This is a genomic window from Roseibium sp. AWQ4_290 (genome assembly GCF_056160985.1).
Genome location: NZ_JBSWYG010000008.1, coordinates 204589 through 226299 on the forward strand (window position 1 = coordinate 204589; position 21711 = coordinate 226299).

18 protein-coding genes, 1 tRNA gene and 1 riboswitch are annotated in these 21711 nt (G+C 58.9%); of the genes, 15 read left to right on the forward strand and 4 right to left on the reverse strand.

All coding sequences use genetic code 11. The annotated features are described in order from the left end of the window. Positions 1–117: 117 nt before the first annotated feature. Positions 118–328, forward strand: a riboswitch (cobalamin riboswitch). 33 nt (positions 329–361) lie between these two features. The 7 genes from cobU (at position 362) to ACXAH0_RS10465 (ending at position 8789) form a co-directional block, all read left to right on the forward strand. Then, the gene (cobU, locus tag ACXAH0_RS10435) at positions 362–913 is read left to right on the forward strand and encodes a bifunctional adenosylcobinamide kinase/adenosylcobinamide-phosphate guanylyltransferase (RefSeq protein WP_475190935.1); all 552 of its coding nucleotides are present in this window, start codon (positions 362–364) and stop codon (positions 911–913) included. After that, positions 910–2031, forward strand: coding sequence for a cobalamin biosynthesis protein CobW (gene cobW / locus ACXAH0_RS10440; RefSeq protein WP_475190938.1), 1122 nt, complete (start codon positions 910–912; stop codon positions 2029–2031). The genes cobU and cobW overlap by 4 nt, the downstream gene beginning before the upstream one ends. Positions 2032–2127: 96 nt before the next feature. Beyond that, the gene (cobN, locus tag ACXAH0_RS10445; RefSeq protein ID WP_475190941.1) at positions 2128–5886 is read left to right on the forward strand and encodes a cobaltochelatase subunit CobN; all 3759 of its coding nucleotides are present in this window, start codon (positions 2128–2130) and stop codon (positions 5884–5886) included. Then, on the forward strand, positions 5883–6521 hold the full coding sequence (gene cobO, locus ACXAH0_RS10450) for a cob(I)yrinic acid a,c-diamide adenosyltransferase (RefSeq protein ID WP_475173186.1): 639 nt from the start codon (positions 5883–5885) through the stop codon (positions 6519–6521). The genes cobN and cobO overlap by 4 nt, the downstream gene beginning before the upstream one ends. An 8-nt stretch (positions 6522–6529) precedes the next feature. Next, positions 6530–7009, forward strand: coding sequence for a GNAT family N-acetyltransferase (locus ACXAH0_RS10455; RefSeq protein WP_475190943.1), 480 nt, complete (start codon positions 6530–6532; stop codon positions 7007–7009). Further along, entirely contained in the window at positions 7006–7314 is a 309-nt protein-coding gene (locus ACXAH0_RS10460) for a YrhK family protein (RefSeq protein ID WP_475190946.1), read from the forward strand. The genes ACXAH0_RS10455 and ACXAH0_RS10460 overlap by 4 nt, the downstream gene beginning before the upstream one ends. Before the next feature lie 35 nt (positions 7315–7349). After that, positions 7350–8789: a cobyric acid synthase gene (locus ACXAH0_RS10465; protein WP_475173180.1), complete on the forward strand. Its 1440-nt coding sequence runs from the start codon at positions 7350–7352 to the stop codon at positions 8787–8789. A 21-nt stretch (positions 8790–8810) separates the two neighbouring features. Here the strand turns inward: ACXAH0_RS10465 and cbiB are convergent, their stop codons facing one another. Both cbiB and cobD read right to left on the reverse strand, forming a co-directional pair. Beyond that, positions 8811–9797 carry an adenosylcobinamide-phosphate synthase CbiB gene (gene cbiB / locus ACXAH0_RS10470; protein WP_475173178.1) on the reverse strand — a complete coding sequence of 329 codons (987 nt, stop codon included), beginning with the start codon at positions 9795–9797 and terminating at the stop codon, positions 8811–8813. Positions 9798–9806: 9 nt separating this feature from the next. After that, positions 9807–10811 (reverse strand): threonine-phosphate decarboxylase CobD, encoded by a 1005-nt coding sequence (gene cobD / locus ACXAH0_RS10475; RefSeq protein ID WP_475190952.1) that lies wholly within the window; start codon positions 10809–10811, stop codon positions 9807–9809. A 185-nt stretch (positions 10812–10996) separates the two neighbouring features. Between cobD and ACXAH0_RS10480 the strand changes: the two genes are divergently transcribed. Beyond that, positions 10997–11248, forward strand: coding sequence for a hypothetical protein (locus tag ACXAH0_RS10480; RefSeq protein WP_475173174.1), 252 nt, complete (start codon positions 10997–10999; stop codon positions 11246–11248). 21 nt (positions 11249–11269) lie between these two features. Here ACXAH0_RS10480 and ACXAH0_RS10485 read toward each other — a convergent pair. After that, positions 11270–11343 (reverse strand) — tRNA-Cys (locus ACXAH0_RS10485). 244 nt (positions 11344–11587) lie between these two features. On the opposite strand from ACXAH0_RS10485, the gene ACXAH0_RS10490 reads away from it, so the two are divergent. From ACXAH0_RS10490 to ACXAH0_RS10500, 3 genes are all read left to right on the forward strand, one after another. Further along, positions 11588–12250, forward strand: coding sequence for a protein-L-isoaspartate O-methyltransferase family protein (locus tag ACXAH0_RS10490; RefSeq protein WP_475173172.1), 663 nt, complete (start codon positions 11588–11590; stop codon positions 12248–12250). A gap of 204 nt (positions 12251–12454) precedes the next feature. Then, positions 12455–13840: a TolC family outer membrane protein gene (locus tag ACXAH0_RS10495; RefSeq protein WP_475190956.1), complete on the forward strand. Its 1386-nt coding sequence runs from the start codon at positions 12455–12457 to the stop codon at positions 13838–13840. A 310-nt stretch (positions 13841–14150) separates the two neighbouring features. After that, positions 14151–14888, forward strand: a complete 738-nt coding sequence (locus ACXAH0_RS10500) for a PopZ family protein (RefSeq protein ID WP_475190959.1) — start codon at positions 14151–14153, stop codon at positions 14886–14888. A 32-nt stretch (positions 14889–14920) separates the two neighbouring features. Here the strand turns inward: ACXAH0_RS10500 and ACXAH0_RS10505 are convergent, their stop codons facing one another. Then, a complete protein-coding gene (locus ACXAH0_RS10505) occupies positions 14921–15349 on the reverse strand; it encodes a DUF1284 domain-containing protein (RefSeq protein ID WP_475190965.1) in 429 nt (142 codons plus the stop codon). A 181-nt stretch (positions 15350–15530) separates the two neighbouring features. On the opposite strand from ACXAH0_RS10505, the gene ACXAH0_RS10510 reads away from it, so the two are divergent. From ACXAH0_RS10510 to ACXAH0_RS10525, 4 genes are all read left to right on the forward strand, one after another. After that, the gene (locus ACXAH0_RS10510) at positions 15531–18461 is read left to right on the forward strand and encodes a valine--tRNA ligase (protein ID WP_475190970.1); all 2931 of its coding nucleotides are present in this window, start codon (positions 15531–15533) and stop codon (positions 18459–18461) included. A 108-nt stretch (positions 18462–18569) separates the two neighbouring features. Next, positions 18570–19130 carry a DUF2155 domain-containing protein gene (locus tag ACXAH0_RS10515; RefSeq protein ID WP_475190975.1) on the forward strand — a complete coding sequence of 187 codons (561 nt, stop codon included), beginning with the start codon at positions 18570–18572 and terminating at the stop codon, positions 19128–19130. A 220-nt stretch (positions 19131–19350) separates the two neighbouring features. After that, positions 19351–21240 carry an asparagine synthase (glutamine-hydrolyzing) gene (asnB, locus tag ACXAH0_RS10520; RefSeq protein ID WP_475190977.1) on the forward strand — a complete coding sequence of 630 codons (1890 nt, stop codon included), beginning with the start codon at positions 19351–19353 and terminating at the stop codon, positions 21238–21240. Between the two features lie 312 nt (positions 21241–21552). Beyond that, positions 21553–21711: transposase (locus tag ACXAH0_RS10525; RefSeq protein ID WP_475190982.1), on the forward strand; the 159-nt coding region annotated here is incomplete at its 3' end.

The window sequence follows — 21711 nt, forward strand, 5'->3', positions numbered from 1 at the left end:
AAGACCGGCTGGAGCTGCTCCCCTTGCGCGGAGCCCCGGCCAGGCGATGCGGGAGCCATAGCTCAATTGGGCAAGGGGCGCTGCCTGGTTATCTGCTTGTCACATACCGGGAATGCAGGTACGAAAGGTTGAAACGGTTCCGGATCGGGCTTGCTGATCCGGATGAAACGGGAATCCGGTGCATCGCCTCTGGCGCCATTCCGGAGCTGCCCCCGCAACTGTAAACGGTGAACGAGCGCACAAGAACCACTGGCCGGAGAGGGCCGGGAAGGGGTGCGGGAGGCCAGACACCGTGAGCCAGGAGACCGGCCGTTGATCCAGCAACCCAGAACGCTGTCGGGTGGACGGCCGGGAGACAGATGTGAGTGCAGCTTCCGGACCAAGGTCCACGCTTGTTTTTGGCGGTGCCCGCTCCGGGAAAAGCCGCTTTGCCGAACAGCTTGCGGTCACCTCCGGCCTTGAAAAAATCTATGTGGCCACCGGCGCGGCCTTTGATGCCGAAATGGCGGACCGTATTGCAGCACACCGGCAACAGCGCGGCGCAGGCTGGCACACGATTGAAGAACAGACCGATCTCAAACGGGTGCTTGAAGACATCTGCCGGCCGGACCGGGTGGTTCTGGTCGATTGTCTGACCCTCTGGCTCTCCAACCTGATCTTTGCGGACAAGGATGCCGCTGCCGAGACGGACGCGCTGTGCAGGACGGTTGAGGGACTGCCGGGCCCGGTGGTCTTTGTTTCCAATGAAGTCGGCCAGGGCATCGTGCCGGACAATCAACTGTCCAGAGCGTTCCGGGATGCGCAAGGACGGCTCAATCAGGACATGGCCAGGGTCTGTGCCCAGGTCGTTCTGGTGGCGGCCGGACTGCCCCTTTTGCTGAAACCCGCCAACCAACCGGACATTACCCTATGACACAGAGCAATATGACACAGACCCTTCAAACACCGGGGCAGAAGATCCCGGCGACAATTGTGACGGGCTTTCTGGGGGCGGGCAAAACCACCTTGATCCGCAATCTCCTGCAAAATGCCAACGGCAAGAAAATCGCGCTGATTGTCAATGAGTTCGGGGATATGGGCTTTGACGGGTCGCTTGTGAATGGCTGCGCTGATCCGGACTGCGCGGCGGAAGAGGTGGTCGAGCTGACCAATGGTTGCATTTGCTGCACGGTGGCCGATGACTTCCTGCCGACCATGGAAATGCTGCTCGGCCGGGATACTCCGCCGGAGCATATTGTCATTGAAACGTCCGGGCTGGCGCTGCCGCAGCCGCTTGTGCGCGCCTTTTCCTGGCCAAGTGTCAAAACAAGAGTGACGGTCGACGGCGTCGTGACCGTGCTGGACGCTGCTGCGCTGGCCGAGGGCCGGATTGCGCTGGATGAAGCCGCGCTTGAGGCGCAGCGCGCGGCGGATGAGGCGCTGGACCATGACAGCCCGGTGGAAGAACTGTTTCACGACCAGCTGCGCTGCGCCGATCTGGTGGTTCTGAACAAGGCGGATCTGGTTGCGGACGCGGCGCTGAAAGCGGTTGAAAGCCGGATTGGGGCAGATATCCGCCCGGCGGTTCAGGTGATTGCCTCGGAAAAGGGCACCTTGCCGATCGAGGTCCTGCTCGGGCGTCAGTCCGCTGCCGAAGACGATATGGCCGCCCGCCATGAGCATCACCATCATCACCATGACGATGCGCCGTCCCATGGCGGGGATGATCATCACCATGATCACCAACATGACCATCACCACCATGATGATTTTGAAAGCCATGTGTTCGACTGCCCGGAATTTGACAGTCTCGCCTCTCTTGAAGCCAGGGTGCTGGAGGCCATGGCCTTGAAAGGTGTCTTAAGGATCAAGGGTGCGGTCCGGATCCATGGCAAGGCAACGCCCGCTATGGTGCAGGCGGTGGGCCCCCGGGTGGAGACCTGGTTTGCAGCGGGGGCGGAAAGCGCAGGCCGTCTGGTGGTCATCGGCCTGAAAGGCTTTGACCTTGACGCCGTGCGCGGCCTTTTGGGCCGCGTCCGCGAAGCCGCTTGAGCGGCGCTCTTAAAAGCCTTGCCACATGGCCCCGTTTTGGGGCGCTCTGCTTGAAGCGGGCGCCCCGGTTGACCCTGAAGAAAGCTCCACCCGCCCATGCATATTCTTGCCAGCCAGACACGCCGGATCGATGACGGCGGCGATGCTGTCGATCTGGGGCAGGCGCCGGCCGATATTCTGTTCCTGTCGGCTGCAGATACGGAACTTGGCGGCCTTGCCGCGGCCCATGCGGGACTTGGAAGAGACCGCGCCAGTTTGCGCCTGGCCAATCTGATGGCGTTGACCCACCCCTATTCGGCAGATCTTTATGCCGAACAGACGGTGCGCGGCTCCAAACTGGTGATTTTGAGGCTTCTGGGCGGCATTGAATACTGGCGCTACGGACTGGAACGGTTTGAGGAAGAAGCCCGGGCCGCCGCGCTGGATCTCATTGTCCTGCCGGGGGACGACAAGTGGGATGCGGATCTGGCGGCCCGCTCCACCCGGCCTGTGGAAGAGGTCCGCCGGATCTGGCGCTATTGTGTGGAAGGGGGCGCTGCCAACTACGCCAATGCGCTGGCCTATGCGGCCCACCTTATCGGGGCTGGGGAGGAGCCGCCCCAGCCTGTGCCGCTGCCCCGGGCCGGTCTTTATCTCAAAGGCCAGTCCGCGCCGGATCTGGCTGCTATCAAGGCGCTCTGGCGTGATCCGGGGCGCCCGGTGGCGGCCATCACCTTCTATCGGGCGCTGGTGCAAGGCGCGCAGACCGCGCCGGTTGATGCGCTTGTCACAGCGCTCGAGGCGGAAGGCCTCAATGTGTTGCCGGTTTTTGTCTCCAGCTTGAAGGATGCGGAAGCCGTTGCCGTGCTGGAGCACCTGTTTGATCAGGCCGCCCCCGATGTGGTGCTGAACGCGACCGCCTTTGCCGTTTCCAAGGCGGGCCTTGCCCACACGCCGACGCCGCTGGACCGGACCGGCAAGCCTGTGCTGCAGTTGGTGTTCTCCTCCTCATCAAAAGAGGGCTGGCAGGACAGCGATCAGGGCTTGTCGATCCGCGATCTTGCCATGCATGTGGTCCTGCCGGAGGTCGATGGCAGGCTTCTGACCCGCGCCGTCTCGTTCAAGGAAGAAGGCATCTTTGACCCCGAAACCCAGTCGGTCCCGGTCCGTTTCACGCCGGTGCCGGACAGGATACGGTTCGTGGCTGCGCTGGCCGCCAACTGGGCCCGTCTCGGCAAGACGCCTGCGGGCGCCAAAAAAACCGCTTTGATCCTGGCCAATTATCCGAACAGGGATGGACGGCTGGCCAACGGGGTGGGGCTGGATACGCCCGCCTCCTGCACAGGTCTTTTGAAGGCCATGAAGGCGGCAGGCTACGAGGTTGGAGACGCACCGGAAACAGCCACAGATCTGATGGCCGTGCTGACCTCCGGCGTGACCAATGCGCTTGATGGACGCTCTGACCGAAAGGCGCATGAGGCGTTGCCGCTGGCGGACTATCACCGGGCGTTCGCCAAACTGACCGATCCGGTCAGGTCCGCCGTTGTTGCGCGCTGGGGCGCGCCGGACGACGATCCTCATGTGGTGGAGGGCGCGTTCCGTCTGGCATTGCACCGGTTTGGCAACCAGATTGTCGGCATTCAGCCCGCACGGGGCTACAATATTGATCCGAAAGAGACCTATCACGATCCGGATCTGGTGCCACCGCACCACTATTTCGCATTTTACATCTGGCTGCGGGAGGTCTTTGGCGCCGATGCCGTGGTTCATCTTGGCAAACACGGCAATCTGGAATGGCTGCCCGGCAAGGCGCTGGCGTTGTCGGAAAACTGTTTTCCCGAAACCGTGCTGGGTCCGGTGCCGAATATCTATCCCTTTATCGTCAATGATCCGGGCGAGGGGGCACAGGCCAAGCGCAGGACCTCGGCCGTTATTGTCGACCATCTGACACCGCCCTTAACGCGGGCGGAAAGCTATGGGGTTGGAGAAGAGCTGGAAACCTTGCTGGATGAATATTACCTCGCCGCCGGGGTCGATCCGCGCCGCTTGAAGGCCCTGACACGGGACATTCTGGACGTGGCCACGCGCCACGGGCTCGACAAGGATATCGGTCTGGACGAGCACCAGGATCAGGAGACCCGCCTTGCCCGGCTCGATGCCCATTTATGCGATCTGAAAGAGCTGCAGATCCGGGATGGCCTGCATATTCTGGGAGAAAGCCCGGATGGGGAGCAGCTGACGGACCTGCTATGTGCTCTGGTCCGGGTGCCAAGAGGTGAAGCTGCGGATGAGGATAGCCTGCAAAGAGCCATCGTACACGATCTTCTGCTGGGCGATTTTGACCCGCTCGACTGTGACTTTTCTCAAACCTGGACAGGTAAAAAACCGAGTGGTCTTGCGGATCTTTCAGACGCGCCGTGGCGCTCTGCGGGGGATACGGTTGAGCGGATCGAGCTGCTGAGCCGCGATCTTGTCGCAGGCGATCAAAAGCCGCGCGAGGCCTGGGCGCGCACGAAAGCGGTTCTGGAGAGCATCGAGACCCGCCTGCGCCCGGCAGTTACGGGATCCGGGCAGGCGGAACGCGCTGCCGTTCTGACGGCTCTGGGGGGCGGGTTTGTCGCGCCGGGCCCCTCTGGCGCGCCCTCCCGGGGGCGGCCGGATGTTCTGCCAACGGGCAAGAATTTCTATTCGGTTGATGTGCGCGCCGTGCCAACTGAAACCGCCTGGCGCCTTGGCTGGCAATCGGCCGGGCTGGTCGCGGAACGGTATTTTCAAGAAGAAGGCGAATGGCCCAAATCGCTGGTGCTGACCTGCTGGGGCACAGCGAATATGCGCACGGGCGGCGATGACATTGCCCAGGCTTTGGCGTTGATCGGCGCCAGGCCCGTCTGGGAGAGGGGATCAGGCCGGGTGACCGGTTTTGAGCTTCTGAAACTGTCTGAGCTGGGGCGGCCCCGGATCGACGTGACCCTGAGAGTGTCCGGCTTTTTCCGCGACGCCTTTCCCCATCAGATGGATCTATTTGACAGCGCGGTGCGCGCTGTGGGCGCGCTTGAGGAACCAGAAGAGGCCAATCCTGTGGCCGCCCGCATGAACAACGAGGCGGGGCGGCTGCGGGCTGGTGGTCTCAGTGCTGAAGAGGCGGCTCACCGGGCCGGGTTCCGGGTGTTCGGCTCCAAGCCCGGTGCCTATGGCGCCGGGCTGCAGGCCCTGATTGACGAAGGGATCTGGGACGAGCGCGGCGACTTCGCCGATGCGTTCCTCAGCTGGGGCGGGTATGCCTATGGCGGCGGGACGGCGGGCCAGGGCGCGCGCGCTGAACTGGAAACCCGGCTCCGCTCCGTCGATGCGGTTCTGCACAACCAGGACAACCGCGAGCATGACCTTCTCGACAGTGATGACTATTACCAGTTCGAGGGAGGGCTTGCGGCAACGGTCGAACAGCTCAAAGGCTCGGCACCGAAGGTCTTTCACAATGACCATTCCCGGCCCGAGCGTCCGGTCGTCCGGTCCCTGTCGGAGGAAATCGGCCGGGTCGTGCGCGGCCGGGCGGCCAATCCGAAATGGATCGCAGGGGTCATGCGACATGGTTACAAGGGCGCGTTTGAAATGGTGGCAACGCTGGATTACCTGTTTGCTTTTGCAGCGACCACCCGGGCGGTGCAGAACCATCATTTCGATCAGCTCTTTGACGCTTATATCGCGGACAACACAGTCCGCCGGTTTCTGGAAGAGGCCAATCCGTCCGGTTATGGCGAGATGCTGGCGCGGTTTTTGGAAGCGCTTGAGCGAAGCCTCTGGACGCCAAGGCGCAATTCGACCCATTCTGTGCTGACTGATTTGAAATCCAGGCTGGAAGGACCTGCCACCCCGTGACTGCTGAAAGTGACAAGCCAGACCTTAGTGAAGAGGACCTCAACGCCCGCCATGCGGAAAAGATGCGCAAGAAAAAGGCCGCGCGCGACAAGATCATGGCGACCAAGACCATCGAAAAGGGGCTTTTGATCGTTCACACCGGCAAGGGCAAGGGCAAGTCGACCGCCGGTTTCGGCATGGTGTTCCGCTCCCTCGGCCATGGACACAAGGTCGGCGTGGTGCAGTTCGTCAAGGGCCGGATCGAAACCGGGGAGCGCATGGCGCTGGACCGGTTTTCCGACCTCGTGACCATCAAGCGCATGGGCGAGGGCTTTACCTGGGAAACCCAGGACCGGCAGCGGGACATTGAGGCGGCAAACCAGGCGTGGGACGCGGCGAAGGAGATGATCCTGTCCGGCGAGTACCGTCTGGTTCTATGCGACGAACTCAACATCGTGCTGCGTTACGATTATCTGGACATCGCCGATGTGGTCAATTTTCTGAAGACCCAAAAACCGGATGATGTGCATGTGGTCATCACAGGCCGCAACGCCAAGGACGAGCTGATTGACATTGCCGACCTTGTCACCGACATGACCCAGGTCAAACATCCGTTCCGCTCCGGGGTGAAACCCCAGGAAGGGATCGAGTTTTAAGGGGGGCCGTGACAGAGCCGGCTTTCATAATCAGGTCCGCTGAAAGGCCGGATGCACCTCAGATCGCGTCTTTGCTGCGCCGGTCCATCACCGAGCTGTGCCGAGCGGATTATGAAGGGGCGCCGGGCAGGCTGGATGGCTGGCTTGCCAACAAGACCGCAGACACCGCGCTGGCCTGGATGGCGGGGCCCGGAGTGGTGCTGGTTGCTGGCAGTCCATGGAACGAAGACACTCTGCAAGGAGTTGGAATGGGGCTGCCTGACGCTGAAATTGTTCTGAACTATGTGCATCCGGACGCCCGGTTCAAAGGCGTCAGCAAGGCGATTGTCACTGCGCTTGAAGACTATTTTTCTGCCAGGGGGCAGATGAAGGTGCATCTTCAGAGCACGCGCACGGCAGAGCGCTTTTACCGGTCGATGGGCTATCGTCCGGTCGCCGGGACGGATGCGCCGGGCCCCCTGTTTTTTGAGAAAGAGCTTCAGCCATGACCAGACTTTTCGACACAACAAGCCGGGATGCCACCTTTGAGCACGCCGAGCTGGTCCGCAAATACGAGCTGTATAGAACCCTGGTAGAATTTCTGGCGGCGCTGACCTTTGTGGTTGGCAGCGTCTTCTTTTTCTATCCCGGTCTGACCTATGCCGGAACGTGGCTGTTCCTTATCGGGTCTGTGCTGTTTGGCGTGCGCCCATCCATCCGTCTGTTGCTGGAACTGAAGCTCGCCAATCTGCCGGTGCCGGCCGAATTCCGGCCCTATGGGGCCGCGCCTGTTGACCAAGAACCGGGCGCATGACGGTCACACCACCAAAGCCAGGACCCCCGGCGGTCATGGTCCAGGGCACCGGGTCCAACGTGGGCAAGAGCCTGATCGTTGCCGGTCTCTGCCGACTCTATGCCAATCAAGGCCTCTCGGTCCGTCCGTTCAAGCCCCAAAACATGTCCAACAATGCGGCGGTGACTGCAGATGGCGGCGAAATTGGCCGCGCCCAGGCGCTTCAGGCCATGGCCTGCCGAGTGCCCTTGTCCGTGCACATGAACCCGGTTCTTCTAAAACCGGAGACCGAGACCGGCGCGCAGGTGATTGTTCAGGGCAAGCGCTTTGGCACCATGCGTGCGCGTGACTATGGCCAGCACAAAGCAGCGCTTCTGCCAAAGGTTCTGGAAAGTTTTGCAAAGACGGCCGCGCATGCGGATCTCGTGATCGTGGAAGGGGCGGGCAGCCCGGCAGAAATTAATCTGCGCGCCGGGGATATCGCCAATATGGGCTTTGCAGAGGCGGCGGATCTGCCGGTGCTCCTGTGCGCGGATATTGACCGGGGCGGGGTGATCGCCTCCGTGGTTGGCACCTGTCAGGTGCTGACCGCGGAGGAGCAAAGGCGCGTCCAGGGCTTTTTCATCAACCGGTTTCGGGGCGATCCGAGCCTTTTTGACGATGGCTTGCGTGAGATTGAAGCACGGACCGGCTGGCACGGGCTGGGCGTTGTGCCCTGGTTTCAGGACGCAGGAAAGCTTCCGGCTGAAGATGCGCTTGGCCTGGAAAGCGGCTTCGGCCAGGGAGATCTCAAAATCGCGGTGCCTGTGATCTCCCGGATCGCCAATTTTGATGATCTCGATCCCTTGCGGCTGGAGCCGGGCGTCACGCTTGAGCTTGTTCCGCCTGGCAAGGCACTTCCGGGGGATGTGGATCTCGTGCTCTTGCCGGGGTCCAAATCCACCATTGGCGACCTGGCCTTTTTCCGCAAACAGGGCTGGGACATCGACCTTGCCGCCCATCACCGCCGGGGCGGGCATATTTTAGGGATCTGCGGTGGCTATCAGATGCTGGGCAAAACCATCTCTGATCCGCAAGGTATCGAAGGGCCCCCGGGAACGGTGGAAGGGCTTGGCTTTCTGGACGTGGCCACCGAACTCACTCCGCACAAGTCCACCGACCCGGCTAGGGGCGTTCATGTGGACACCGGCGCGGAGATATCCGGTTATGAAATTCACATCGGAAGGACGTCAGGACCTGACTGCGCTCGGCCCACGGTTCATCTGGACGGCGGGCGTCCCGATGGGGCCAAGTCTCCGGATGGACAGGTTCACGGCACCTATGTGCACGGCCTTTTTACCCAGGATGCGTTCCGGTCCGCCTGGCTGCATCGTTTCGGGGCCGCCTCGGACATCGCCTACGACCAGCGCATTGATGAGGTTCTGGATGAGCTGGCAGAGCATTTGCGGCTCTCTATGCACACCGAGGAGGTGCTCAAGGTGGCGCGGGCACGCTGATCTGGTGCCCTCCGGCTCTTGTCAGGCTGCGGGGAAACTCACGACCAGCGCCAGAAGCGCAACCAGCAAGGCCTGACAGCCACAAGCGGCAATCAAAATCCGCAAGGACCGGTCAATATCTTCTGCATCCGTATTCCGGCGGCCGGTGCCGTTGAGATAAGGGTCCTCCACCCGGTAGCCCGGATAGATCCTCGGCCCGGCAAGCGCGACATCAAGCGCGCCCGCCATGGCCGCCTCCGGCCAGCCCGCATTGGGGGAGCGGTGCTTGGGCGCGTCCTCAAAGACAGAGCGCAGGCTCTTTTGAAAGGTGCCTCCGGCAAGCGGTGCCGCAAGGGCGATAAACAGCCCGGAAAGCCGGGAGGCGGGCAGATTGATCAGGTCATCGAACCGGGCGCAGGCCCAGCCGAAGTCGAGATAGGTCTTATTTTTGTGGCCGATCATGCTGTCGGCCGTGTTGACCGCCTTGTAGGCCAGCAGCCCAGGTAGCCCGAGTATGGCGAACCAAAGAGCCGGGGCCACGACCCCGTCGGAAAAATTCTCGGCGCAGGATTCAATTGCGGCACGGGAAACGCCGGCTTCATCAAGGGCGTCCGGATCACGTCCGACAATCATGGCGACCGCCTTGCGGCCGCCGGAAAGGCCGCTTTGCTGGAGCCCGTCGCGGACGGCGGCCACATGCTGATAAAGGCTGTTCTGGGCCAGAAACACTGCGGCGATGAGAATGATCAGACCATCTCCAAAGGGGATGTCGCGCGCGGCCGTTTGAATGGCCCAGCCCAGGACAAAGGCCCCGGCCACCAGTCCAATCAGCGTGACAGATCCGCCCAACCGGCGTTGTTGGGCGCTGAACTCCGGACGGTTGAGGGCTGTGTCCAACACGGAAATGCCTTTGCCGATCCAGACAACTGGATGGGGCAGGCGGCGCCACAGCCAGTCCGGATCGCCCAAAAGAGCGTCCAGGCAAAGCGCCGCCAGAAGCAGCCAGAGCGCGGAACAATCCATCAACATGAGCTCTCGTTAGATCTCCTGTTGGGCCTCTGCAAGGGCAGTCTTGAGCCGTGCAAGATTTTCTGCGCTGCCCGGCAGGCCGAAGCGGATCCAGGTTGGGGCATAATCGAAAATGCGTGTCCAGATATGCCGTCGGGCCAGGGCTGCATGCAAGGCTGCGGCCTGCCGGTGTCCGGCGAGTGCATAAAGCGGAGTGCCACCGAAGACGCTCAAATGCTGCTCGGACAGGGCGAGGGTCAGATCCGCCATGTCATCCGCCAGACGCCGCAAGGTGGCTTCCTGCCAGTCCAGGTCGCGCAGGGCTTTGACGCCGATTTCCAGGGCCGGGCCGCTGACGCTCCAGCTTTCCAGACGCGCGTTCAGTGCGTTGATCAGTGAATGCGGTCCTGCCAGAAAGCCAAGCCTGAGCCCGGCCAGACCAAAGAACTTCCCGAAAGAGCGCAGCACGGCCACATTTTCTTCGCCCAGATGGGGCAGCACGCTGGCACCGGGCACCGCATCGGCGAAGGCTTCATCAAGCACCAGAAACCCGCCCCGGGCCGTCAGGGTCCGGGCGATGTCAAGCAGACTTTTCACGTCCACCAGACGGCCGTCCGGATTGTTCGGATTGACCAGCAGCACGATCTTCGCATCAGAGGGCAGGGCATAGACGCTGGACAGTTCAACAGGGCACCGTCCTTCCCGCTGCCAGACAACCTTGTGGCTGGAATAGGTGGGGGCGGCCAGGGCAACAGGCCCGTCCGGGAGAAGGGAGGGCAGCAGGGAGAGAAGGATCTGGGTGCCGGGCGTGGCCGCAAGCCCCAGATGGCCGCGCACCCGATAGGCCTTGCGCGCGGCGGCTGTCAGTTGTTCCGTTGCCGCGCGTCTGGGGAGCCCGGTCCAGGCTTCAGGGGAGAGGTCTGGCAGGGGGTAACTGTGCGGATTGATGCCGGTCGATAGATCCAGCCAGTCACTGGCCGCGCCTCCGAACCGCTCTGCCGCCTGAGACAGATCGCCGCCATGTTCCAAAATCAAGTCCTTCCTGTCTTGCTGTGTCCGCCCTGTCTTGCGTGAGAGGGGCAGGCGCGTTGCCAATGACTTAGCCGATTTGGAGCGTTTGGTCAGTGCCGGAAACACCCGCCCCTTGTCAGAAATGCAAATTGACGGGATCTGTATTCAGGAAATAAGAACAAAGAAAGAACAAATTGAAAGGAAGCTCCATGTCCACCGAACGGCGGAGCCCGGTGCCGAAGTCATTTGACCGGGTGCGCTTGTTGACCGTTCTGGCCGAGGCGCGCCGGGAACTGGTGGCCGCGCAACGGGCCATGCGGCCAAAGTCAGGCCTGTCCCGTTCTGCTGACGCAGTGATTTCGGAGATCGACGAATTCGCCTTTGTTGTGACGGGTGACCGAGAGACATTTCACGCAAACGCCCATGGAACGCCACCGGCAGTCCCCGGAAAGAGGGAGTGAAACAAATTTTACAGGAAAAGGTGGAGGCCCCGACCGGAATCGAACCGGTGTACACGGATTTGCAATCCGCTGCGTCACCACTCCGCCACAGGGCCGCCGCGTGGTGTGCCGCGCCTTATCAATCAGTTGGGCGCTCCGGTCAAGTGCTGAAATTGCGTGCTTTGATATTTCCACCGGATCTCATAGTGGGACCGAAAGGCCAAGGGGCACAAGAACGGCGGCGATGTGCCACAGAGAACGAGGCGTCGGAGGTCGGAAGGCTTGTCAGGCCGCGTCCGCAGCGGTAAGGATCAACGGCACGAGGCGCTGGGAAACCGGCAGAACCAGGTGAGGGCCGAAATGACGGACTTTGTTCAGTCCCGGCGCAAGATGGTGGACAACCAGTTGCGCACAAATGACGTGACCGATCACCGGATTCTGGATGCCATGGAAGCCATTCCGCGTGAGCGGTTCGTGCCTGCCTCGAAAAAAGCGATCGCCTATATTGATGAAGACCTGCCAGTCGGGTCCGGCGACAGTGGCCGCGTTCTGATGAAGCCGCATATTTTCGGAAAACTGGTGCAACTGGCCAATATTCGCGCAGACCAGGTGGTCCTGATTGTGGGCACCGCAACCGGCTACAGCGCGGCTGTTCTGTCCAAGCTGGCCGCCTCGGTTGTGGCCCTTGAGGAAGACGCGGATCTTGCAAAAACGGCCTCTGACCTTCTTGTCGATCTGGGCATTGAAAATGCCGTTGTCGTAGAAGGCCCGCTGGCGGAGGGATATCCGTCGGAAGGGCCATATGATGCGATCTTTGTTGATGGTGCCGTGGAAGTTCTGCCCAACGCGTTGACGGAGCAGTTGAAGCCGGAAGGCTGCCTTGCCGTCGTGGAAGGGCTTGGAGGCGCTGGGGAAGCCCGCCTGTATCAGAAATCTGGAGATGCGGTCAGTGCCCGATTCGGCTTCAACGCTTCTGTCGGTGTGCTGCCCGGGTTTTCCAAGGCTGAAGAGTTTGTCTTTTAAGACACAGGCAGACGCAAGAGGCTGAAATTTTGCCGGGGGCGGCGGATTTCCTTAAATTGAGCAATATTTTAATGATTCTTCTGGCTTGTTGCCCGAAAGCCGCACTCGTAGAAATTCCGATTTTATGGACCGTAAACGGTTGAAGTATAAAATCCTTCAGTTTACTCAACACACTGATGTGTTGTGATCCGGAAGGAGCGTTGAGTGTTTTGTCGTTCAACAAAAAAGGCGGTGTCTGTCAGGCTCGCGCTGATGGCGGGTGTAACAGCCGCTGCGTTGGCTGGTGCTGCGGTTTCACCAGCGAACGCTGAAACGATTTGGCAAGCGCTTGCTCTCGCTTATGAAAACAACCCGAGCCTCAATGCCGCCAGGGCGGGGTTGCGCAGCACCGATGAAGGTGTGCCGCAGGCTTTGTCGGGCTGGCGTCCGTCGGTCTCCGCAAGCGCGAATGCGGGGCGGAATTTTTCCGAAACGGGCAGCACCGGGTCTGTCCGCAACAACGCTTCGATCTCCTTGTCGATCAGCCAGACCTTGTTCAAGGGCTTTCAAACGATCAATTCCGTCCGTCAGGCCGAGGCGATTGTGCGCGCGCAGCGCGAAAGCGTTTCGTCCACCGAGCAGGACACGCTTCTTTCTGCGGCGACTGCGTATGTGGATGTGATTCGTGATACCGCGCTCGTGTCATTGCAGCGCAGCGATCTTGAATTCCTTCAGGAGCAGGTCAGGGCAGCGCGGGACCGGTTTGATGTAGGCGAGGGCACCCGGACCGATGTCAGCCAGGCGGAAGCCCGTGCTGCCGAAGCCCAGGCGAGCCTGAACTCCGCCTTGGCCAACCTGAATGCCAGCCGCGCCGTTTACCGGCAGCAGATCGGCATCGAGGCCCGCAACCTGTCCGCTGACACAAGGATTAGCAAATACGTACCGACCTCTCTGGATGATGCGCTAAAGACAAGTGAGAGCAGTCAGCCGCTCATTTTGCAGGCGCAGCATCTGGTCGATTCCGCGATATTTAATGTGAAGGCGGTCGAAGGACAGCTGCTGCCGACGGTCTCCTTGTCCGGAAGCGTGTCTCGCAGCTGGTCGAGCGATTCATTTGCGACAGATGCCGCTTCTGTTTCCGGTACGGTCAGCATTCCGATCTATCAGGCTGGCAGCGTCTCATCCAGCATCCGTGCGGCCAAGGAGTCGCTTGGCCAGACCCGTCTTCAGCTGGATGTGACGCGGGATCAGGTTCGCGCCAACGTGATTTCAGCCTGGGGCAATTTTCAGGCTGCAGAAGCGTCAATCGTCGCGGCTCAGGCCGCTGTGGAAGCTCAAAAACTTGCCCTGGAAGGTGTGATTGAAGAGCAGCGCGTTGGTCAGCGCACCACATTGGATGTTCTGGACGCGCAGCGGGAACTGGTCAGCCAGCAATCAAGCCTTGTGACGGCTCAGCGCAACCGGATCGTGAGCGGGTATCAGCTCGTTTCTGCTGTGGGGCGGCTGGATGCAAGCAATATCGGCCTGAAAGTGCGCCACTACGATCCGAAGCAGCACTACAACGCTGTCCGCAACAAGTGGTACGGCTGGACAACGCCAGACGGACGCTAGAGCGATCTGGATGATCCAGGAAAAGAAACCGGCTGAAACGGTTGTTTCGGCCGGTTTTTTTTGGCTTTATTCGGAAATGTGCCTGCTGGTCTGGACCCGGTTCAGAGCCGTCACGCTGGTCCAGGATCAGGATATGGGCCGTGTCCGGGTCCACATGAATGGTCTCATTCGGGACTTAAGAGGGGATAAGACCATGGCACGGGGCCCGGTCGCTTTGCTGCTATGGTGTTGATCCGCATAATTTCCGTTAACGAATCACCCGGAAAGGGCTGGGCGGTTCGCAGCGTGGCCCACAGTTACGGGGGAAGTCATGGCAGAGGCGAAAAAGGCTGAAGAGCCGTCGATGGAGGAGATCCTCGCATCGATACGCCGGATCATATCCGACGAAGACGCCCAGGGTGCCGAGGCCGAAACGGGTGAAGCTGAAACTCCAGTAGAAGAATCGGTTGATGATATGGGCGACGCCTCTGAAATGTCCCAGGACGACCTCGACAAGCTGTTCGACATGGAGGACAGCGGAGGAGACGATGCAGCTCCTGCCGAAGAGGTCGATGAAATGGCAGCTGCCATGGAGGCTGATGCTGCAGAAGATGAAGTCGTCGCCGAGGAGCCAGAAGACGATATTCTGGAACTGACGGAAGAGCTCGCCGTTCCCGAAGACGATATGGAAATGGTTGAAGGCCTCGCGGAGGATTTCGACAGTCCGGCTGGCGACTTGTCCTTCGCCGAAGACGACAGCCCGGAGATGATGCCGAAAGCGGCGCCCGAACCATTTCCGGCCTCGACCCTGGATACTTTGCCGGTTCCCGACGACCTTCCAAATGTTGCCGACGATGACCCGTTGACCTCCAACAACACCGGCGAAGCCGTCCATGCGGCTTTCGACAATCTGGCCAATATGTTTGTCGGCACCCAGGCCCAGACGGTGGAAGAATTGGTCAAGGAAATGCTCCGTCCCATGCTGAAAGCATGGCTGGACCAGAATTTGCCCGGAATGGTGGAGCAAATGGTTCAAAAGGAAATTCAAAGGGTCACCCGCCGGCGCTGACTTAGCCCCCACGGCGTATCCGGTGCGGCGGTTCAGGCGCCTGGGGACAGGTGACAGCCTTTGAAGCCCCGGGTTGCAATGGCAGAGCACATGGCTTGCCATTCACAGCCTCTACAGGCTGTTCGGATCTGCCCCTTGGCGAAAGCACCTCTTAATGTGGCAATATGCTCCGGCCCAAGACGCAGGGGCTGGCCGGGGGCTATATCGGTTTGCAAAAGCCTGCCGATGTCCCGGGCTGCGGCAGCGTCCCGGTTCAAAACGCTGTCATTGTGGCAGTGGCAGCCGTCATCCAACAGCCAGCCCTGGCATATGTCGTCAGGTCCTGAGACAATCTCGACGCTCGCCCCGGCATTCAGCCGGGCCATCACCCGATCATAGGTTCGCACAAAATCCGGCGTATAGCCTTTGCCAAGATAGGTGAGCATGCACAGGAGATGGTGTGGGCGGAGCGAAACAATCATCAAGTCCTTATGCCAGCAAAATGTCCTCATCCCAAGAGGCCGGGCGTATTGCCGGGCATTTCGCAGGGCATGGCCGTGTGGCGGGCGGAACAGTGCGGTTTAACAGGTTGACTTGCACCTGCGCTTCCGATTTACACGGGGGCTCACGATTTTGATCAAACTCTCCCATTGAGTGACCCTGATGCTGGATAAGACCTACGATGCGGCCAGCGTTGAGCCGCGGATTTACGAAACCTGGGAAAAGGCTGAGGCCTTCAAGGCCGGGGCAGGTGCCAAGGATGGCGCCCCGGCCTTTTCCATCGTAATTCCGCCGCCCAATGTGACCGGGTCCCTGCATATGGGCCACGCGCTCAACAACACGCTTCAGGACATTTTGATCCGCTGGAAGCGGATGCAAGGCTTTGATGTTCTCTGGCAGCCGGGCACGGACCATGCGGGCATCGCGACGCAGATGGTCGTGGAACGGGAATTGATGGAGAGACAGCAGCCTGGCCGCCGTGAAATGGGCCGCGAGGCCTTTGTCGAGCGGGTCTGGGAGCAGAAGCGCAAGTCTGAAGGCACGATCCTCGGGCAGCTCAAGCGTCTCGGTGCGTCCTGCGATTGGAGCCGGACAGAATTCACCATGTCGCCGAACCTGTCGGATGCGGTTCTGAAGGTGTTTGTCTCCCTTTACAGGGAAGGCCTGATCTACAAGTCCAAACGGCTGGTGAACTGGGACCCGAAGTTCGAGACTGCGATCTCTGATCTTGAGGTCGAGAATGTCGAGACCGACGGCCATATGTGGCATTTCAAATACCCGCTGGCCGGCGGTGAAACCTATGAGTATGTCGAGAAGGATGAGGACGGTAACGTCACGCTGCGCGAGACCCGCGACTATATCTCGATTGCCACGACCCGACCGGAAACCATGCTTGGGGACGGCGCTGTTGCCGTTCATCCGTCCGATGAGCGTTATGCGCCGATTGTCGGAAAACTCTGTGAAATTCCGGTTGGACCCAAGGAACACCGCCGCCTGATCCCGATCATCACGGATGATTATCCGGACCCGGATTTCGGCTCCGGTGCGGTGAAGATAACCGGTGCGCATGACTTCAACGACTATGGCGTTGCGCAGCGCAACAAGATTCCCATGTACCGGCTGATGGACACGACCGGCGCCATGCGGGCCGACGGCGCGCCCTACGCGGAAGAAGCGGCCAAGGCGCAGGCGATCATTGACGGCGCGCAAATGACCGTCAACGAAGTCGATCTCATCAACATCGTTCCGGACGAGCTGCGCGGTCTCGACCGTTATGAGGCCCGCAAGAAAGTCATTGAACAAATCACGGCCGAAGGTCTGGCGGTCATGGTTCCGGCCGACCATCCGGAGGTGGCCTGGATGAAGGGCCAGGCCCCGGACTGGCATCCTCAAGGCCGGGCGGTTTTGCGTCCGCTTGATGAGGGGGCGGAAGCGCCTGTCCAGCTGCCAATGATCGAAGCCAAAAAGATCATGCAGCCGTTTGGGGACCGCTCCAAAGTGGTCATCGAACCGATGCTGACGGATCAGTGGTTTGTCGATGCAAAGACATTGGCTGCCCCGGCGTTGGAGGCAGTCAGGAATGGCACCACAAAGCTGATTCCGGGCAATGCGGACAAGATCTACTACAACTGGCTGGACGACATTCAGCCCTGGTGTATCTCCCGCCAGCTCTGGTGGGGGCACCAGATACCGGTCTGGTATGATGAAGACGGAACCGAATACTGCGCCCATTCCGAAGAAGAAGCCGTTGAGATGGCTGGGGGCAAGGCCCTGACGCGGGATGAAGACGTGCTCGACACCTGGTTTTCGTCCGCGCTCTGGCCGTTTTCCACGCTTGGGTGGCCGAACAAGACCCCGGAACTTGAACGCTATTACAAGACCGACGTTCTGATCACCGGCCTCGACATCATCTTCTTCTGGGTGGCCCGGATGATGATGCAGGGGCTTCACTTCATGGACGAAGTGCCGTTCCACACGGTCTATTTCAATTCGATTGTGGTCGATGGCAAGGGCAAGAAAATGTCCAAGTCGACCGGGAATGTCATTGATCCGCTGGATCTGATTGACCGGTTTGGAGCTGATGCAACCCGCTTTGCCCTGGCCAGCCAGGAAGTTCAGGCGCGCAGAATGCTGCGCATGTCGGATCAGGCCGCCGAAGGCGGCCAGCGCTTTGCCACAAAGCTCTGGAATGCGGCACGTTTTGCGGAAATGAACGGTTGCGCACGGGTGGCGGGCTTTGATCCGGCCACCGCTCAGCAAAGCCTGAACCGCTGGATTGCAACGGAAATGGGCCGATGCATTTCCGATGTGACGGCGGCTCTTGAGGAGTACCGGTTCAACGATGCGGCCGGAGCGGTTTACCGCTTTACCTGGAACACCTTCTGCGACTGGTTCCTGGAACTGGCAAAACCCATCTTCAACGGGGACGATGAGGCCGCCAAGGCGGAAACCCGGGCAACCACGGCCTGGGCGATTGACGAGATCCTCAAGGTTCTGCACCCGTTCATGCCGTTCCTGACCGAGGAATTGTGGGAGCGTTTGGGGCATGAAGGGGCACAGGCCGGCACGCTCTTGATGCTGAGCGACTGGCCAAAGGTTCAACTGGCCGACGAACAGGTCGCAGAGGAAATCAACTGGCTGGTGTCCGTGATTTCGGAGATCCGCTCGGTTCGGGCGGAAATGAACGTTCCGGCCGGGGCCAAGGTGGCTCTGGTGGTCACCGGCGCCTCTGCAGCGACCCGGGAGCGTTTCAAGACCCATGAAGCGGCACTTTTCCGTCTCGGGCGGGCAGAGAGCATTGCTCTGGCTGAAGTTGCCCCCGCTGGCGCGGCCCAGATCATTGTTGGAGAGGCAACGGTGTGCATGCCGCTGGCCGGGATCATCGATCTGGCTGCTGAAAAGGCCCGCCTGGAAAAAGAGGCAGGCAAACTGGAGGGCGAGATCTCCAAGGTCGAGAAGAAACTCGCCAACCCGAAATTTGTCGAGAAGGCGCCCGATGACGTGGTCGCTGGCGAGCGGGAGAAGGTGGCCGAGGCCAAGGAAAAGCTGGACAAGGTTCAGGTGGCCTTGAACCGGTTAGCGGAAATCGGCTGATCAGGAGGCCTGCCCTGAGAAGCACCCTGTCTTTTCCGGGCCGCAATTCGGTGCTAGCGCCACACGAACGAAAGCCACTACTTTAAGCATCAGCGACTCACAACTCCAATGGCACACGTGTTGAAGACAAAGCAGACAGCAAGGCGGATCCTCAAGAGCGCGGCGTTTTCAGCGTGTGCGGTTCTGGTCTCCGTTGCTGCCCAGCCGGATGCGGTCAGGGCGGAAAAGATCGACAATCCGGTGGCCGTCTTTTCGGGTCTCGACAAGATCACTGGCCGGATCATTTCGTTTGATGTTTATATCGGAGAAACCGTTCAGTTTGGCGCGTTGCAAGTGACCCCGAGGGTTTGCCACACACGGCCTCAGACGGAATCGCCGCTGACAACAGGCTTTGTCCAGGTGGATGAAATTACCTTGAACAACGAAGTCAGACGGATTTTTTCCGGTTGGATGTATGCCGGCAGTCCCGGCCTGCATGCTGTCGAGCATCCCGTTTATGATATCTGGCTGACCGGCTGCAAGCTGGCTTCCAAGGTTCCGCCACCGGAGGATTATTCCGGCCCGCCAATCACAGGTGTCGTTCCGGAGGACGAAGACCCGCTCGCGGGCCCTGATGACGGTGTTGCCAAAGGTCCGGGTATTCCGAAAAAGAAACCCTTCCAAGGCTGAGTTGTGCAGTCAGGACACGTATTGAGAAATTTCTATCGGAGAACAACAGCCGTGCGATTATGCCCAGTATTGACCTCATCAAATTATAACATATCAAAGTACGGCAGGTTTCTGTGCGAGAAGTCCTAGTATAGATTGCTTCTTGTCGTAATAGTTTCTCGAAAAACCCAAGAGAACGGTTCTCTGTCTAGAAGACGCAGAAAAATAAGTGGTAAGGCCAATGTGCGGAATTTCAGGTATTATTAGCAGAAACCGGCCGACAGATCTCGATGACTTGCTGCAACTCCAAAATAGCCTGGCGCATCGGGGGCCGGACGCAAGCTCTCACTTTTGCAATGGTCCGGTAGGTTTGTCGCACAATCGCCTGAGTATAATCGACATTGATACCGCCAACCAGCCGTTTTTCGATCCGGACAAATCTCTCTGTTTAATTGCTAACGGAGAAATTTACAATTTCAGTGATATTCGCAAACACTATAAAAAAAACGGATACAGCTTTACTTCGCGCAATTCTGATTGCGAAGTCATAGTGCCATTGTATCTCGAACATGGCATCAATTGTCTGGAAAAACTGCGTGGTATGTTCGCGTTTGCAATTTGGGATGCAAAACGCCAGAAATTGATTTTGGCGCGCGACAGAATGGGCGAAAAACCGCTTTACTTCTATCACTCGCGAGACAACTTTATATTTTCTTCGGAACTTCGATCAATAGCATCTTCACGCCTCGTAGATACAACAGTAAGTCACAAACAGATTGCCCGGTACTTTAGATACAAGTACGTGCCTGAACCCTTCACACCGTTTGAGCAAATTCAAAAATTGCCAGCCGGCTCCTACCTTGAATTGGACGTCATCTCCTATACTTACGAAATCAAGCAATACTGGAGCGCCTGGCAGGCAAAACCCAATGCTGGGAGCCAGGTAGAGGCTATTAGGCATTCGCTCGAAGATGCCATAAGAACCTGTATCGTCTCCGACGTTCCGATGGGATTGAGTTTGAGCGGAGGAATAGACTCCTCGATCCTCGCATGCATGTTGAGCGAGTATAGTCCAAAGCCCTTCCAAATTTTTTCCGTCGGATACCCAGGTGCCCCGGAGGTTGACGAACGCGCACAGGCTAAGCAATTGGCGGATCGGCTGTCACAACCGTTTCACGAGATTGAAATTACCAATGACTATGTCGTCGAAACTTTCGAAGACCTCATTTTCAGTCGTAACGATCCGATTTCAGACATCTCCGGTTTCAGCTATTTGGCTATCATGCGAAAAGCTCACGAACTGGGAGTCAAGGTCATTTTCCAAGGGCACGGGCTCGACGAATTGTGCTGGGGCTATGGGTGGACAAAGGATGCTGTCCTAGTCAATGAGGGTAGGTGGTACAAAAAAGGCAATGGAACTGGATTCCGCGAGACAAGAAAGCGAATTGTGTCCGAAATGATGGGTTTTCTCAAAAGGAACTTTTCAAGCGACAGACGCATCCACATGTTTGAACAGACGGCCCCCACGCAATTCGTTGACCAGAGTTATCCGGTGATCTTCAGGTCAGAATTTATTGAACAGTCGGGCTGGCCAGCAACTAGTCCCATCGCCGAGTATGGTGAGGCAACAAAACGAACGGATATAGACGTTACTAGACTCATTACGGATTATTATCTTTTAGAAAATGGAATTGCCCAAGGAGATCGCATATCAATGGCAAGTTCGATCGAAATGCGCTTGCCTTTTGTTGATTATAAGTTGGTTGAGACGATTGTCGGTCTCAGAAAATCTGCTCGTGACGACCATTTGCCACCAAAGCATCACCTAAAAGAGAGCGTACGCGATTTGCTCGGTGATGAGATCATAAACAGACCGAAACGGGGCTTCGAACCGCCAGTACATGTCTGGTACAATTCACTGATCAATTCGCACAAAGAGATTTTCGACGGAGGCTATCTTGAGGACAAGAAAATTATTCGGGGTGACTTTCTGCAAAGAGCCAATAAGCCTGAGAGTTTGAGTAAACGCGAACGCGAAGTGGCTTGGGATGCGCTCAATCTTGAGATGTGGTTTCGCTCGTTGGAATGTTCAAACCGGATTGGAGCTGATCGAAAGCATATCGTCACCTGACCCAGGTACAAACGATTGAAAAGCACAACACCCGAAATTTTAGAGTTGTTTCGCCCGTCGGCAAACATGAGCTGTAGAAGTTGAGACTTGATCTGACAACTCGGTCTTCGAGCTGATGGTTACCGGCTTTTATGGTTGTGATGACCTGAGACCCGATCGTCATCCGGTTTGGGGCGGAGTCCTTGGGTTGATTTTTGACCTCATGCGGCCCGTGTTTGCAATGTCATTTTCAACGCGAATTCATAGGGCTGGACCTGTCCCGGATTTGTACCGCTCCTTTGACTTGGTATTTTGCCACAAAGGAGAATGTTCATGGCATCACGTCACGGCGCGGAGTTTCGCGCAGAAGCAGTCCGGATAGCGCTGACCAGCGGCTTGTCGCGTAAGCAGATCGCCAGAGATCTTGGTGTTGGTTTCTCGACCTTGAACCGTTGGATACAGCAGGACCGGCGCGATCCGGAGAAACCGGCC